Genomic DNA, 14,627 nt, shown 5'->3' on the forward strand with positions numbered 1-14,627 from the left:
TTTCACGATGTCACACCCGGGGTATTCACGCCATTTCCGTAGGGTGGGGAGCATCGATGCCGATTTCCGACTTCACCTTCAAACGTGACAATCTCCTTCCGCTGGCGGACAGCCTGCGGGAGTCGTTCCTCAAGGCCAGTCCCTTCCGGCACGTGGTGATCGACGACTTCCTGCCTCCCGAGGCGCTGGAGCCGGTGCTCGCCGAGTTCCCCGAGCCGCGCGACGTCGAGTGGCAGCGCTTCGACAACGCCCGCGAGATCAAGCTCGCCCTCGCCGACACCGAGAAGATGGGGCCGGCCACCCGGCACCTGTTGTCGGAGTTCAACGGGCAGGTGTTCGTCGACTTCCTCGAACGGCTCACCGGCATCGAGCACCTGGTGTCGGACCCGCACTACGACGGCGGCGGCCTGCACCAGATCAGGCCGGGCGGCTACCTGAAGGTGCACGTCGACTTCAACCGGCACCGCAGGCTCAACCTCGACCGCCGGCTCAACGGCCTGCTCTACCTCAACAAGGACTGGGAGGAGTCCTACGGCGGGCACCTGCAGCTCTGGAACAAGGACATGACCCGCTGCGAGCACAAGGTCCTGCCGGTGTTCAACCGTTTCGTGGTCTTCGCCACCACCGACGACGCCAACCACGGCCACCCCGAGCCGCTGACCTGCCCGGAGGACCGGGCCCGGCGCTCGATGGCGCTCTACTACTACACGAACGGGCGGCCGGAGGACGAGACGCTGGACGAGCACGACACGCAGTTCAAGCAGCGGCCGGGCGAGGAGTGGAAGAGCAGCTTCCGCCAGGTGGCCAGGCGGTGGGTGCCGCCCGCGCTGGCCGACCTGGTCGGGCCGCGCAAGTAGGGCTTCAGCGGTCGCCGCCGCCGCTGATGACGTCGATGGGACCGGTCTCGGCGTCATCGACCGCCGGGTCGTGCGGGGTCCGGCCGTTCAGGCTGCCGGTCTTCTGGAGGGTCCCGTTCTCCCTGTTCTCCCCGTTCTCCCCGTTCTCCCTGTTCTCCCTGTTCTCCTGAGCAGGGGGTTCGGGGGCGAGGCGGGCGGGCAGGCGCAGCTTGCCGCGCACGGCCGCGTAGGCCGCGCCGAAGCCCGCCACCAGGCCGAGCAGCGCGCCGCCGACCGCCCCTTGGAGCTTGGGCGCGAGGTCCGCGTCGGGCCCGAGCCGCACCACGTCGTCGAGCTGGACGAACGTGACGGGGTGCGCCTTGAGCTCGTTCTGCCGGTCCTCCAGCTCCTCGCGGAGCCGTTCCTGGGCCGCCGCCAGCACCTTCGTCACCTCGGCCCTGGAGGCGGCCTCGACCTCGACGTAGACGAACGGGCCGGTGGTGCCGACGCCGAGTAGGGTCGGGTTCGTCCGCCCGTCGTCGATGGTGAGCTCGACCGGGCCGTCCTCGGGGGCGCCGACGGACCTGAAGACGTCGGGCGAGTTCATGGCCAGGATGAGGATGCTGGCGGTGGTCCTGAGGTCGTCGGAGAACTGCAGCAGCGGATTGGTCTGGGCCAGCGGCTTGGTCCGGTCGATCGAGCCGCCGCCCGACGGGGTCACCAGGACCATGGAGGCGCTGGCGACGTACCGCTCGGGCAGGACGAGATATCCCGTGAGGGCCAGCGCCGCGGTGAGGACGGCCACCGGTGCGGCGACGAACTTGTTGCGGGCAAGACCCAGAATGGCCGTCCAGAATTCCATATATCCCCAGCCCGATTTGCAGCGCAACGGGACGTCGTTCATCCCCCCAGAAATACCGTTCCAATCAGGACATCGCGCCTTTCGACTTGCTTGTTACGTAAGCCGGGCAGATCGCGATATATCCGAGTGGGCATGGACGGGGGCGGGACGCGGCTCGGCGGGCTGGACGGGATTCGCGGCCTCGCCGCGCTCTTCGTGGTCCTGCACCACTGCTGGCTGCTGTCCTTCCCCGGCTTCCCGGCCGACACCGGGCCCGGCTGGGCGGGCTGGCTGCTCTACGGCCACTTCGCCGTCGTCGTCTTCATCGCCCTGTCGGGCTTCTCCCTCGCGGTCTCCCCCGCCCGCTCCGGCTGGCGGCTCGGCGGCCTGCGCCGCTTCGCCCGCCGCCGCGCCTGGCGCATCCTGCCGCCGTACTGGGCGGCGCTGCTGTTCAGCCTGGCGGTCGCCTGGCTGCTGGTGCCGCAGCCCGGCCAGCCCGTCCCGACCGCGAAGACGGTCGTCGTGTACGGGCTGCTGCTCCAGGACGTGATCGGCTCGCCCAGCCCCAACGGCGCACTCTGGTCGATCGCCGTCGAGGCGCAGCTCTACTTCGTCTTCCCGCTCCTGCTGCTCCTGGTGCGGCGGCTCGGCGCGTGGGCGATGGCGGGCGTGGTCGCCGTCGTGGTGGTGGCGGTGGGGGTGCTGGCCGCGTACGTGCCGGCCGTGGGGCTGCTCATGCGGCTGACCCCGCAGTTCGCGGTGCTGTTCGCGGCGGGCGTGCTGGCGGCCGGCGTGCTCCGGGCGCGGACCCGGCTCCCTCTGCACTGGGCGGCGGCCGGGGCGGCGCTCCCGGTGCTCGTCCTCATCGTGGTCCAGGGCTCGGAGTGGACGGTCGCCAGGTTCTTCTGGGTGGACCTCGCGCTCGCGCCCGCCGCCGGGCTGCTGCTCGCCGCGGTCGCCCTGGGGCGGCCCCGGCCCCTGGTGCGCCTGCTCGACACCCGGCCGGTGCGCACGCTCGGCTCCTTCTCCTACAGCCTCTACCTGGTCCACGCGCCGATCGTGGTCGCCGTGAACCACTTCCTCGTGGCCCCGCTGCTGGAGCCGGGCACGGGCCGGCTGCTCGCGCTGCTGGCGGTGGCCGCGCCGGCGTCGGTGCTGTTCGCGTGGGGCTTCGCCGCGGCGTTCGAGCTGCCGTTCCAGCGCTACCGCAGCGCGGCCGCGCTGCGCGACCGATTCACGGGGAGGACGCGCACGCCCGCTACCGGCCCGCCCCCAGCAGCCGGGTCGTCGCCATGAGCTTGCGGCCCCTGCGCACGGCCGTCACCCCGTGCCTGCGCAGGTACATCCCGGCCACCAGCGCCCGCCCCCGCCGCCGCTGCGCGGGCGTCAGCCCGACCTCGCCGAGCGCGCGCAACAGCTCCCTGCACTGCAGCAGCAGGGCCACGCGGACCTGCCAGGCGGGCACCCCGAGCTTGCGCGCGATGTCGCCCTGCTGCTGGACCTCCCACTCCCGCCCGGCCAGGATCTCCGGCACGTGGCCCCACGGCCCGGCGAGGGCCATGCGGGCCGCGTAGATCTCGTCCTCGCGCAGCATGGCCCGGCCCCGGTCCACCCGCATGATCCGCTCGCGGCGCATGAGCGCGTAGAGGGGGTCCATGACGAGGGGGTCCTCGTTGAGCACGCGCAGGCACTCGGCGAAGCGGTCCACCGGGTCGTCGGCGAGGTAGCCGGTGCCGGTGTAGGGGGCGGTCCTGGTCGAGCCGTCCGGGCACGCGTACGCCTGCTGCGTGGTGACCAGCAGCAGGCGCTCGTCGGCGGCGAAGACCTCCAGGCAGCGGGAGACGTACGTGGGGGCCAGCCAGTTGTCGTCGCCCGCCCACCGGTAGAACTCGCCCCGCGCCCGCCTGATGGCGTCGGCGAAGTTGGGGAGCTGCCCGATGTTCTCCGGCTGCCGGTGGTAGACCACGCGGGGGTCGCTCGCGGCCCAGTCGCGGCAGATCTCCTCGGTGCGGTCGGTCGAGGCGTTGTCGCAGACGACCAGCTCAAGGTTCTGGTGGTCCTGGGCGAGCACCGAGCGGATCGTCCCCTCGATGCGGGCGGCCCCGTTGTAGACGGGGAGCCCCACGGAGACCAGCGAGTCGGCGAAGGACATTCAAGCGCTCCTAGTGACGAGTTTCCTCAGCGCGGCGCCCGGCACCACGACCAGCACGAAGACCAGCAGCCCCGCTCCGCCCGCCACGCCGAGCTGCACGAGCGCGTGCCCGCCCCGGGTGACGCCCTCCAGCACGGCCATGACCGTCCCCGCCGCGACGGCGCCCAGGGCCGGGCGCACCAGGCCGGGCAGCACGGGCGCGAGCCGCACCCCCACGCGGTGCAGGACGAACACCGCCATCGGCACCGCGACCAGCACCGCGACCAGGGCGTGCGAGACGGCCGCGCCCCGGATCCCGCCGAGGTGCGCCCCGGCGAGCAGGGCGGGCAGCAGGACGGCCGCCCAGCCGAGGTTGAGCCAGACGGTGGTCCTGGTCGCGCCGAGCCCGGTCAGGATGTCCACCGCCAGGTACGAGATGAGCATCCGCACCACCATCAGGACCGCCAGCCAGCGCAGCACCCCGGCCGAGAAGTCCCACCGCTCGCCGTACAGGAACGTGATGAGCGGATGCGCGAGGAAGGCCATCACCAGCGCGGGCGGCAGCACGAACGCCACCATCACCGGCACCGACCTGCGCACCCCCTCCGACAGCGCCGCCGGGTCCTCCGACAGGCGGGAGAAACTGGGCAGCGACACGTAGCGGAGCGCGGTGCCGATGATCCCCGGCACCCAGCTCGACACGTTGAACGCCAGCAGGTAGTAGCCGAGCTGCTCGGCCCCGAGCACGTTGCCGACGATGACGTAGTCGGCGTTCATGAGCAGGGCCTCCAGCCCGAACCCGACCGCCGAAGGGATGCCGATCCGCAGCAGCTTGCCGGCGGTCTCGCGGTCCCAGCCGACCCTGATCGGCAGCCAGCCCCAGAAGAAGATGAGCACGCCGGTGACCAGCGAGGCGGTGACCTGGCCCCAGGCGAAGGCGTACGCGCCCGCGCCGGCGAAGGCCAGGCTGACCGCCACCGCCGCGTTCGCCACGAAGCCGATCATGATGGCGAGCGTGAGCCGGTCCTGCTGGAAGCGCACCAGGAGGGTGGCGCTGCGCACGGCGGTGAACGCCTCGATGAGGACGACCGCGGTGAGCAGGCGCACCACGCCGGTGGCCTCCTCGTTGCCGGACAGCCGCGCGAAGACCGGCGCGAACAGCCAGAACGCGCCGTAGGCCAGCGTGGTGACGGCGAAGTTGAGCACGCTGGCGGTGGGCGCGATGTCCTCCACGCGCCCCCGCCAGTGGATGACCGCCGCCTGGATGCCGATGTCCTTGACGTGCATGACGATCTGCGTCGCCGCCAGCGCCACCGCGTAGACGCCGAAGTCGTCGGCGGCGAGCAGCCGGGCCAGCACCAGCCCCATGGCGAAGGAGCCGGCCCGGGTCACCAGGCTGCCGAGCACGGTCCAGCGCAGCCCGCGGCCCGCCCGGACGCCTACCTCCTCGACACGTTCCGTCTCCTCCATGCGTTCCTTTCCAGTGCGGTCACACCCGTTCGAGCCAGATCTCCCGCCAGAACGGCACGAACTCGCGCGGGCAGTTGAGGCTGTGCAGGCCCTGGCAGACCACGTTCTCCAGCGTCACGCAGGGCGTCTTCATGGTGAGCAGCTCGCCGGTGCGCTCGTCGACGCAGCGCTCCACCACCGACTGGACGCGGGTGACGGTGCCGCAGTAGCGGGCCATCTCCTCCTCGAAGCCGAGGCCGCGGTTCTCCATGCGCTCGTTGAGCGTGGCCATGATCTCGTCCTTGGACCGGACGCGGACCAGCTCGCCGGGCTTCAGGTCGAGCGTGGCCGTCGGCGTCCGGCCGAGCAGGCCGGGCTTGAGGAAGCCCCAGCGGCGTCCTTCCCTGAGCCGCAGCCGCGGTGGCAGCACCCGCGTGCTGACCGCCTGGAGCCGGTTGAAGCCGCCGATCAGCAGGGCGTGGAGGGTGCGGCGCAGACCGGCGTTGCCGGTGCGCACGTCGGCGACGTACTGGCCCATGCTGCGCACCGGCAGGCAGGCAGGCGCGGCCCGCAGCAGCTCGGTGGCCTGGCAGGAGTAGTGGTCGGGCCGGTCCGGCTTGCGGGTGCCCACCTCCAGCAGGGGCAGCAGGCGCGGGTCCGCGGCGTTCTGCGCGGGCGACTCGCCGACCCGTCTGATCCAGGCGTCCTTCCAGTACATCGAGCAGTTCGTCTGGCAGCCGCCGTGGGCCGAGCCGTCGCAGCGCGCCCCGGTCAGGTGCACGGCCCGCTCCATCCGGCGCAGCCCGGTCCTGGTCTGGGTGTCGCACAGCTTGTGCGCGACCTTGTGCACGGTGAGGCGCCTGCCGCAGTAGGCCGCCATCTCCGGCATGAAAGGCAGGCCGTCGAGCTCGCCGCGCTCGTCCAGGGTGGCGCGGATCTCGGCCTCGCTCCGCACTTCCACCACGTCACCGACCTTGAGGTCCATCAGGCCTTCTCCTTCAGCAGTCCGGCGTCCAGCAGTGACTCGGCCGCCGCCTTCACGGCGGCGAACGGCAGTCCGGAACGATCGGCGATGTCGAGCAGGCCGTGCTCCCCGTCTGACAGGTTCAACACCCATAACATCGCCATCTGGGCCTGTTTCGTGTCACTCCGGCCGCCCAGAGATCCGTAGAGCCCGCGGCGGCCGAGCTGCGGCTCGCCGTACGGGCTGCGGTTGACGTACGTGCGGTCGTGCTCCAGCACCTCGACGACCCGCGTGAGGGCGTCGAGGGTGTCCTCCATGGCCTGCGGGGTCACGAAATCCGGGTTGTCCCCCGAGGTGTGATATTCCGGGTATCCCGCGTACGGCGTCCTGGTCAGGCTGCCGAACGGCAGGTCGAAGCCCGGCGAGCAGAACTGGCGCTCGTCGTAGCCGTACGGGGAGAACTCGAGCACCTCGTGCGGCCGGCCGCGCAGCACGTGCGTGACCGCCCGGTCGATGAGCGCGTCGCCCCGCCGGCTCCGCTTGTACGTCAGCGCCCCCGGATCCCCCGCGCAGGCCAGCGTCAGCCCGGCCGCCACGCGGTGCAGGCGCGACCGGTTGCGCGCTAGCCAGGTGATCGCCCCGATCGTGCCTGGCGCGAACAGGAACCGGTAGGTGTAGCGGGGCTCGCGCAGCCGCAGCGCGAGCGCCACGGCCACCGCGATGCCCGCCAGGTTGTCGTTGGCGAGCGACGGGTGGCACACGTGGCAGGAGATCATCACCTCCTCGGGGAGCCGGCCGGGGACGACGTACTCGCCGTAGGTCAGCGCGCCGGGCGCGAGGGTCGAGTCGATGCGCACCTCGAAGGGGCCGTCCTCGTCGCGCAGCCGGTCGAGGGCGTCCTGGCTGAGGCAGAAGCCCCACGTCTCGGCGTAGTAGCTGGTCCGGTACGGCACCAGCCCCGGCTGCTCGGGCAGCGTGTGCAGCCGCGGGCGCAGCTCGGCCAGCGAGTACGTCCCCGACACCGGCACGCTGTAGCCCACGACGTGCAGGTTCGACTCCCGGAAGTCGATCACCCGCCGCCCGGAGGCGTCCTTGACGTAGGCGTCGCGGATGTTCCACTCCTTCGGCACCGTCCAGTCCAGGACCTCGCTCCCGGTCGGCATCTCCCGGACGGCCAGCGGCAGGCGCTCGCCGATGATCGCCAGGGTGCTCCTGACGCCGTCGCCCGTGATGCTGCGGCACAGGGGGTAGAGCCGGCGGACGAGCTCGTGCATCTCCTCGCCGGTCACGGCCGGAGCCCGGCGTCGATCGTGCCCGCCGCGCGCCGGTCCGACAGCCGGGCCAGCCGGGTGTAGCGCCGCTCGAAGTCGTGCTTGGTGAGCCCGTACGTCCGGTACGCCGTCACCAGCTCCTCCGCCCCGGCCTTGACCGACCAGCCGGCCTCGTAGCCGGGCAGCGCCCGCCGGATGCGCGAGAAGTCCACCCGGTAGGAGCGCGGATCGCCGCCGCTCTCGCCGGTGATCGTCAGCTCGGCGCCCGGCACCGCCGCCGCCACCTCGTCGGCGATCTGCCTGACGGTCACGTTGTTGGCCTCGGTGCCCACGTTGAACGCGCGGGCGTGCACGGCCTCGCGCGGCGCCTCGATCGCCCGCAGGAACGCCTCGGCGATGTCGCGGGCGTGCACCAGGGGCCGCCACGGCGTGCCGTCGGAAAGCACCCGCACCTCGCCGGCCAGCACGGCGTGCCCGGCCAGGTTGTTGAGCACGATGTCGGCCCGCAGCCGGGGCGAGAACCCGAACGCGGTGGCGTTGCGCATGAACACCGGCGAGAAGTCGTCGTCGGCCAGCTCCGCGAGGTCGTCCTCCACCCGGACCTTCGACTCGGCGTACGGCGTCACCGGCCGCAGCGGCGCGTCCTCGTCCACCAGCGCGTCCCCGCCCGAGGCGCCGTAGACCGAGCAGGTGGAGGCGTAGACGAACCTGCGCACCCCCGCCTCGCGCGCCAGCCGGGCCAGCCGGACCGAGGCGTGGTGGTTGATGTCGTAGGTCAGGTCGGGCGCGAGCGAGCCGAGCGGGTCGTTCGACAGCGCCGCCAGGTGCGCGACGGCGTCGATGCCGGTCAGCGCCTCGGCGGGGACGTCCCGCAGGTCCACGGCGTGTCCCGGGGGGTCGGCGGGAGCCGGCCCGAGCAGGCAGTCGGCGAACAGGCCGGAGTCGAGGCCGATCACCTCGTGCCCCGCCTCGGCCAGCACCGGGGCCAGCACGCTGCCCAGGTAGCCCTGGTGGCCGGTCAACAGAATCCGCAAGGTCAGCCTCCGGAGGCCAGGTCGATGACGATCTTGTTGGTGTGGAACGCCTCGGCGTACCTGGCGCCGCACTCGACGCCGCGGACGCGGGCCAGGCCGAGGAAGGTCTCCCGGTCGTACCAGGGGCGGTGCCGCTGGGAGGGGTAGTGCTCCTGGAGCAGCCGCACCTTCGCCTCGGCCGTCTCCGGGTCGAGCGGCTGGTAGACCGAGGGGCGGCCGAGGTCGCCGTCCCACTTGACGATCTCGTAGCCGAGCGCGAGACAGCCCCGCCAGACGGTCGGCACGAGCTCGGCCAGGCCGCGGTGGTCCTGGTGGGCGTCGCCCCGCCAGGGGGCGAGGATCAGACCGGGCTCGGTGCGGGCGCGCAGGTCCTCCAGGGCGTTCTTGGCCTCGTCCCAGTGGGCGGGCAGCCGGCCGTCGGGCAGCTTGAGCACCGTGACGGCGAGGTCGGCCCCCGGGCAGAACGCCGCCAGCGCGGCCCGCTCCTCGTCCTCCCGCCCGGTGCCGCCGCCGGACAGCACCAGCGCGTCCACCCGCAGCCCTGGACGGCCGGCGCAGAGCGTGAGCAGGGTGCCGCCCGCGCCGATCGCGAGGTCGTCGCAGTGCGCGCCGAGCGCCACGACCGCGTCGAGCCGGGCCGGGCGCAGGCCCGTCATCTCTCCCACAGCGCCCACGGGCGTTCGCCCCTCGCCCAGGCGCTGTCCAGCTCCAGGCGCTGGTTCACGGTGTCGCTCGGCCGCCAGTAGCCCCGGTGCGGGTACGCGATCAGCCGGCCCCGCTTGGCCAGCTCGGCGCAGGCGTCCGCGACCAGGTCGCCGTCGCGCGGAAGGTGCTCGAAGACCTCCTGGCGCAGCACGAAGAAGCCGCCGTTGACCCAGAGCGGCAGCTCGGCCACCGGCGTGATGGCCCCGACCTGCCCGCTCTCGCCGACGTCCACCACGTGGAAGGTGTTGGTGGGCGGCACGACCATCATCGACGCCCCGGCGTCGGCGGCGGCGAAGCGGGCGATGATGTCCGGCAGCGGGGCGTCGGTGAGCACGTCCGCGTAGTTGGCGAGGAACATCTCGTCGTCGCCCAGGAACGGGCGCACCCGGCGCAGCCGCTCGCCGATGGTGGCGTCGAGACCGGTGTCGATCAGCGAGATCCGCCAGTCGGAGATGTCGGTCGACAGCAGCTCGACCCGCCCGTCCTTGAGCACGAAGTCGTTCGAGCCGGTCTCCTGGTAGGTCAGGAAGAAGTCCTTGATGTGCTGGGCCCCATGGCCGAGGCACAGGATGAACTCCTTGTGCCCGAAGTGCGCGTAGTAGCGCATCACGTGCCAGACGAGCGGGCGCGGGCCGACGAGCTGCATCGGCTTCGGCATGGTGCCCCCGGGTAAGTCGCTGCGCATGCGGGTGCCGCGCCCGCCGCAGAACAGCACGACCTTCATCCCACGACCTCCAGGCTCGGGATGGGGAAGACCAGCCGGCCGCCCCACTCGCGGACGTACGAGAGCTGCTCGACCAGCTCCTCGCGCAGGTTCCACGGCAGCACCAGCACGTAGTCCGGCCGGTCGGCGGCGATGCGCTCGGGCGGGTGGACGGGGATGCGCGAGCCGGGCGTGAACCTGCCGTGCTTGTACGGGTTGCGGTCCACCGTGTACGCCAGCAGGTCCGGCCGGACCCCGCAGTAGTTGAGCAGCGTGTTGCCCTTGCCGGGAGCCCCGTAGCCGACCACCGTCTTCCCCGCGTCGGCGGCGTCGATGAGGAAGCGCAGCAGGTCGCGCCGGACCTTGGCCACGCGGGCGGCGAAGTCGGCGTACCCGGACAGCTCGTGCAGCCCGGCCGCCTTCTCCCTGGCGAGCACGTCCACCACCCGCTGCGACACGGGCGCCTCCTCGGGCTGCGCCCAGAGCCTGATCGAGCCGCCGTGCGTCGGCAGCAGCTCCACGTCCACCAGGTGCAGCCCGCCGCTCGCCAGGGCACGCTGGGCGGAGGCGACCGTGTAGTACTGGAAGTGCTCGTGGTAGATCGTGTCGAACTGGTTGAGCTCCACCAGCGTCAGCAGGTGCTGCACCTCGATCGAGACCCGGCCGCCGTCGGCCACCAGCGCCCGCAGCCCCTCCGTGAAGCCGGCCACGTCGGGGACGTGCGCGTAGACGTTGTTGGCCACCACCAGGTCGGCCGGCCCGTGCCCGGCCCGCACCTGCCGCCCGGTCTCGGGGGTGAGGAAGCCGGTGAGCGTCGGCACGCCCTTCTCCTTGGCGGCCCGGCCGACGTTGGCCGACGGCTCGATGCCGAGGCAGCGCACGCCCCGCTCGACCACGTGCTGGAGCAGGTAGCCGTCGTTGCTGGCCACCTCCACCACGAAGTCGCCCGGCTGGAGCCCGGCGCCCTCGACGAAGCGGCGCGCGTGCTCCACCCAGGAGGTCGAGTAGGAGGAGAAGTAGGCGTACTCGGTGAACGTCTCCTCCGGCGTGATCAGCGGCGGGAGCTGGGCCAGCCAGCAGCTCGTGCAGACCCGCAGGTGCAGCGGGTACGTCGGCTCCGGCGCGGCGAGCCGGTCGGCGGTGAGGAACAGCTCGCACGGCGGGGTCGCGCCGAGGTCCACCACCCCCGCGAGCTCGTCCGCGCCGCACAGACGGCAGGTCGTCACCTCGGTCGTCATCTGAAGATCCCTCCCAGGGCTCGTGCGCCGGAGCGGTGGTCTGGCATGCTGCGTTCGTGGATCAGCTCTCGATCGAAGGCTCGTGGCTCTTCACCCCTCGCGTGCACGCCGACCCGCGCGGCGCCTTCCTGGAGGCGTTCAAGGCCGCGGAGCTGCCGCACCCGTTCGGCGTGGCCCAGGTCAACTGCTCCGTCTCGCGCGCCGGCGTGCTGCGCGGGGTGCACTTCGCGGACGTGCCGCCCGGCCAGGCCAAATACGTCACCTGCGTGGCCGGCTCCGTCCTCGACGTGGTCGTGGACCTGCGCGCCGGCTCCCCCACCTTCGGCCGCTGGGAGTCGGCGGTGCTGGACGACGAGACGCGCCGGGCGATGCTCGTCGCCGAGGGGCTGGGGCACGCGTTCATGGCGCTCAGCGAGCAGGCCACGGTCGTCTACCTGTGCTCGGCGACCTACAACCCGGCCGGGGAGCACGGGGTCAACCCGCTCGACCCGGACCTCGGCATCGAGTGGCCGGCGGGGCTGGAGCCGGTGCTGTCGGACCAGGACGCCGCGGCGCCGTCCCTCGCCGAGGCGCTGGCGGCCGGGCTGCTCCCCGACTACCGCGCCTGCCGGGAGTTCTACGCCACGTTGCACTGACGGCTCCCCACCAGCACCGGCCAGGCGGCGTGCAGCGCCTCGCGCCAGTGGCGGATCGGCTCGCCCCTGCGGCAGGCGAGCACGCTGTTGGCCGGGCGGCGGGCGGGCCTCGGGAAGTCGGCGGTCGGCACCGGGCGCACCCGCTCGGGGTCCGCGCCGAGCAGCGCGAAGATCTCCCTGGCGAAGCCGTGCCAGCTCGTCTCGCCCGCGCTGGTCGCGTGGTAGACGCCGGGCGGCAGGTCCGCGCGGGCCAGCCGGACGAGGCTCACCGCCAGGTCGGCGGCCCACGTCGGCTGGCCGCGCTGGTCGTCCACGACGTCCACGCAGGGCCGCTCCCCGGCCAGGCGGATCATCGTGCGGACGAAGTTGGTGCCGCGCGCGCCGTAGAGCCAGGCGGTGCGGACGACGTACTGGCCGTGGTCCAGGGCGGCGCGCTCGCCCGCCAGCTTCGTGCGGCCGTAGGCGTTGAGCGGGCCCGTCGGGTCGTCCTCCCCGTACGGCCCCGCCGCCGCCCCGTCGAAGACGTAGTCGGTCGACACCTGCAGCAGCCGCGCGCCGGCACCCTCGCACGCCTCGGCCAGCCAGCGCACCGCGTGGCCGTTGACCGCCAGCGCCTCGGCCTCGTGGGTCTCGGCGTCGTCCACGGCGGTCCAGCCCGCGCAGTTGATCACGGCGCCGGGCCGGTAGGCGGCCACGAACTCGCGCACCGCGCGCCGGTCGCGCACGTCCAGCTCGGCGCGGCCGAGCGCGAGCACCGGTTCGCCGGTGCTGGTCAGCCGGTCGAGGACGTCGGCGGCCAGCATGCCGCCCGCACCCGTGATCAGCCATCTCATCGGTCCCACCAGTCCCGGTGCTCGGCGTACCAGCGGACGGTGTCCTTGAGCCCCTGCTCGAACGGGACCTCGGGACGGTAGCCGAGCGCCCGCAGCTTGCGGTCGTCCAGCGAGTACCTGCGGTCGTGGCCCTTGCGGTCGGCCACCTGCTCGACCAGGTCCCAGCCGCGGCCGCACGCCTCCAGCAGGCGGCCGGTCAGCTCCCTGTTGGTCAGCTCGGCCGTGCCCGCGATGTGGTAGACCTCGCCGGGCGCGCCCTTCTCGGCCACCAGGCGGATGCCGGCGCAGTGGTCGCTGACGTGGATCCAGTCCCGTACGTTGCCGCCGTCGCCGTAGAGCGGCACCTTCTCGCCGCGCAGCAGCCGCGTGACGAACAGCGGGATGATCTTCTCCGGGTACTGGCGGGGGCCGTAGTTGTTGCCGCAGCGGGTGATCGAGACGTCCATCCCGTACGTGACCGCGTACGCGTGCGCGATGAGGTCGCCGGCCGCCTTCGACGCCGCGTACGGCGAGCGCGGCCGGACCGGCGCGGACTCGTCCCACGAGCCGACGTCGATGGAGCCGTAGACCTCGTCGGTGGACACCTGCACCACCTTCGGCACCCCGGCCTCCAGGCACGCCTGGAGCAGCGTCTGGGTGCCGAGCGCGTTGGTGCGCATGAACTCGGCCGCGCCCGCGATCGAGCGGTCCACGTGGGACTCGGCGGCGAAGTTGACCACCAGGTCGTGGCCGGGCACGACCCGCGCGAGCAGGCCGGCGTCGCAGATGTCGCCGTGGACGAACTCGTGCCTGACGCCCTCGAGGTTGGCACGGTCGCCGGCGTAGGTGAGCTTGTCGAGGACGGTGACGTCCATGTCGTGGAGGCTTCGGGCGAAGTGCGAGCCGATGAACCCCGCACCCCCCGTCACCAGGACTCTGGTCATGAGGAGATCTGTACCTTGCTGTGATCGCCGAGCACCAGACGGTGAGCTCGGGGCGTGTTGGGCGCGGGGGTGACCTCGGCGTCGTGGCCGATGAGCGAGGACTCCACGCGGCCCACCCCCGAGATCGAGGCGCGGGGCATGACGATGGAGTAGGCGATCTCGGCGTCGGCGAGCACGCAGTCGGCCCCGAGCGAGGTGGAGGGGCCGACGTAGCTGTCGCGGACGCGGGCGCGCTCGCCGATGATCGCCGGGCCGACCACGCGGGAGCGCTCGACCGTCGCGCCGCGCTCGACGACGACCCGGCCGACCAGCTCGCTGGCCGCGTCCACATAGCCGTCCACGCGCGGCTCGACCGACTCCAGGACCAGCCGGTTGACCTCCAGCATGTCGGTGACGTTGCCGGTGTCCTTCCAGTAGCCGGAGATCACCGAGGAGTCCACCCGCAGCCCGGCCTCGATGAGCCACTGGATGGCGTCGGTGATCTCCAGCTCGCCCCGCCAGGACGGCTTCAGCTCGGCCACGGCCGCGTGCACCGCCGGGCTGAACAGGTAGACGCCCACCAGCGCGAGGTCGCTCTTCGGCCGCTCGGGTTTCTCCTCCAGCCCGATCACCCGTCCGGCGGCGTCCAGCTCGGCCACGCCGAACTGGCGGGGGTCGCCGACCCGGGTGAGCATGATCTGGGCGGACGGGCGCTCCCGCGCGAAGCGCTCCACCAGGTCGTTGATGCCGCCCACCACGAAGTTGTCGCCCAGGTACATCACGAAGTCGTCGTCGCCGAGGTAGTCGCGGGCGATCAGCACGCCGTGCGCCAGCCCGAGCGGCGCCTCCTGCCGCAGGTACGTCACCTCCAGCCCGAACGCCGACCCGTCGCCCACGGCCGCCTCGATCTCGGCGTGGGTGTCGCCGACCACCAGCCCCGCCTCGGTGATCCCGGCGGCCGCGATGGCCTCCAGGCCGTAGAACAGCACCGGTTTGTTGGCGACCGGCACGAGCTGCTTGGCCGAGGTGTGCGTGATCGGCCGAAGCCGTGTGCCCGACCCCCCGGCGAGCACGAGTGCTTTCAC

The 14,627-nt window shown here is 72.5% G+C and carries 15 protein-coding genes; 3 read left to right on the top strand and 12 right to left on the bottom strand.

All coding sequences use genetic code 11. The features are described 5' to 3' along the window. The first annotated feature begins 56 nt into the window (after positions 1-56). Positions 57-857, top strand: a complete 801-nt coding sequence (locus AC27IY_RS29800) for a 2OG-Fe(II) oxygenase (RefSeq protein ID WP_364459210.1) — start codon at positions 57-59, stop codon at positions 855-857. A 4-nt stretch (positions 858-861) separates the two neighbouring features. Here AC27IY_RS29800 and AC27IY_RS29805 read toward each other — a convergent pair whose 3' ends face one another. After that, a complete protein-coding gene (locus AC27IY_RS29805; RefSeq protein WP_487179933.1) occupies positions 862-1,698 on the bottom strand; it encodes a hypothetical protein in 837 nt (278 codons plus the stop codon). 132 nt (positions 1,699-1,830) lie between these two features. Between AC27IY_RS29805 and AC27IY_RS29810 the strand changes: the two genes are divergently transcribed. Next, positions 1,831-2,973: an acyltransferase family protein gene (locus tag AC27IY_RS29810; RefSeq protein WP_487179934.1), complete on the top strand. Its 1,143-nt coding sequence runs from the start codon at positions 1,831-1,833 to the stop codon at positions 2,971-2,973. Here the strand turns inward: AC27IY_RS29810 and AC27IY_RS29815 are convergent. From AC27IY_RS29815 to AC27IY_RS29850, 8 genes are read right to left on the bottom strand one after another with little or no spacing between them, the layout of a single operon-like run. Continuing rightward, a complete protein-coding gene (locus AC27IY_RS29815) occupies positions 2,936-3,829 on the bottom strand; it encodes a glycosyltransferase family 2 protein (protein WP_364459201.1) in 894 nt (297 codons plus the stop codon). The genes AC27IY_RS29810 and AC27IY_RS29815 overlap by 38 nt on opposite strands. Then, entirely contained in the window at positions 3,830-5,278 is a 1,449-nt protein-coding gene (locus AC27IY_RS29820; protein ID WP_487179935.1) for an oligosaccharide flippase family protein, read from the bottom strand. Between the two features lie 19 nt (positions 5,279-5,297). After that, positions 5,298-6,242, bottom strand: coding sequence for a hypothetical protein (locus AC27IY_RS29825; RefSeq protein WP_487179936.1), 945 nt, complete (start codon positions 6,240-6,242; stop codon positions 5,298-5,300). Beyond that, entirely contained in the window at positions 6,242-7,495 is a 1,254-nt protein-coding gene (locus AC27IY_RS29830) for a DUF4910 domain-containing protein (protein ID WP_487179937.1), read from the bottom strand. Before AC27IY_RS29830 ends, AC27IY_RS29825 begins: the two co-directional genes overlap by 1 nt. Before the next feature lie 11 nt (positions 7,496-7,506). Beyond that, the gene (locus AC27IY_RS29835; RefSeq protein WP_487179938.1) at positions 7,507-8,526 is read right to left on the bottom strand and encodes an NAD-dependent epimerase/dehydratase family protein; all 1,020 of its coding nucleotides are present in this window, start codon (positions 8,524-8,526) and stop codon (positions 7,507-7,509) included. Positions 8,527-8,528: 2 nt separating this feature from the next. Then, a complete protein-coding gene (locus tag AC27IY_RS29840; RefSeq protein WP_487179939.1) occupies positions 8,529-9,200 on the bottom strand; it encodes a PIG-L deacetylase family protein in 672 nt (223 codons plus the stop codon). Then, a complete protein-coding gene (locus AC27IY_RS29845) occupies positions 9,179-9,955 on the bottom strand; it encodes a sugar phosphate nucleotidyltransferase (RefSeq protein WP_449946952.1) in 777 nt (258 codons plus the stop codon). Before AC27IY_RS29845 ends, AC27IY_RS29840 begins: the two co-directional genes overlap by 22 nt. Beyond that, positions 9,952-11,172 carry a methyltransferase domain-containing protein gene (locus AC27IY_RS29850; protein ID WP_423451282.1) on the bottom strand — a complete coding sequence of 407 codons (1,221 nt, stop codon included), beginning with the start codon at positions 11,170-11,172 and terminating at the stop codon, positions 9,952-9,954. Before AC27IY_RS29850 ends, AC27IY_RS29845 begins: the two co-directional genes overlap by 4 nt. A gap of 56 nt (positions 11,173-11,228) precedes the next feature. Between AC27IY_RS29850 and AC27IY_RS29855 the strand changes: the two genes are divergently transcribed. Further along, positions 11,229-11,807 carry a dTDP-4-dehydrorhamnose 3,5-epimerase family protein gene (locus AC27IY_RS29855; protein WP_487179940.1) on the top strand — a complete coding sequence of 193 codons (579 nt, stop codon included), beginning with the start codon at positions 11,229-11,231 and terminating at the stop codon, positions 11,805-11,807. On the opposite strand, the gene rfbD is transcribed toward AC27IY_RS29855, so the two are convergent. Genes rfbD through AC27IY_RS29870 form a run of 3 tightly spaced genes read right to left on the bottom strand, consistent with a single transcriptional unit; the run spans position 11,789 to position 14,627 of the window. Continuing rightward, positions 11,789-12,640, bottom strand: coding sequence for a dTDP-4-dehydrorhamnose reductase (gene rfbD / locus AC27IY_RS29860; RefSeq protein ID WP_423451284.1), 852 nt, complete (start codon positions 12,638-12,640; stop codon positions 11,789-11,791). The genes AC27IY_RS29855 and rfbD overlap by 19 nt on opposite strands. Next, complete coding sequence (gene rfbB, locus AC27IY_RS29865; RefSeq protein WP_364459172.1) at positions 12,637-13,563, bottom strand: dTDP-glucose 4,6-dehydratase; 927 nt, start codon at positions 13,561-13,563, stop codon at positions 12,637-12,639. The genes rfbD and rfbB overlap by 4 nt, the downstream gene beginning before the upstream one ends. Then, a complete protein-coding gene (locus AC27IY_RS29870; RefSeq protein WP_423451286.1) occupies positions 13,560-14,627 on the bottom strand; it encodes a glucose-1-phosphate thymidylyltransferase in 1,068 nt (355 codons plus the stop codon). The genes rfbB and AC27IY_RS29870 overlap by 4 nt, the downstream gene beginning before the upstream one ends.

This window comes from Nonomuraea sp. B208 (genome assembly GCF_057536035.1).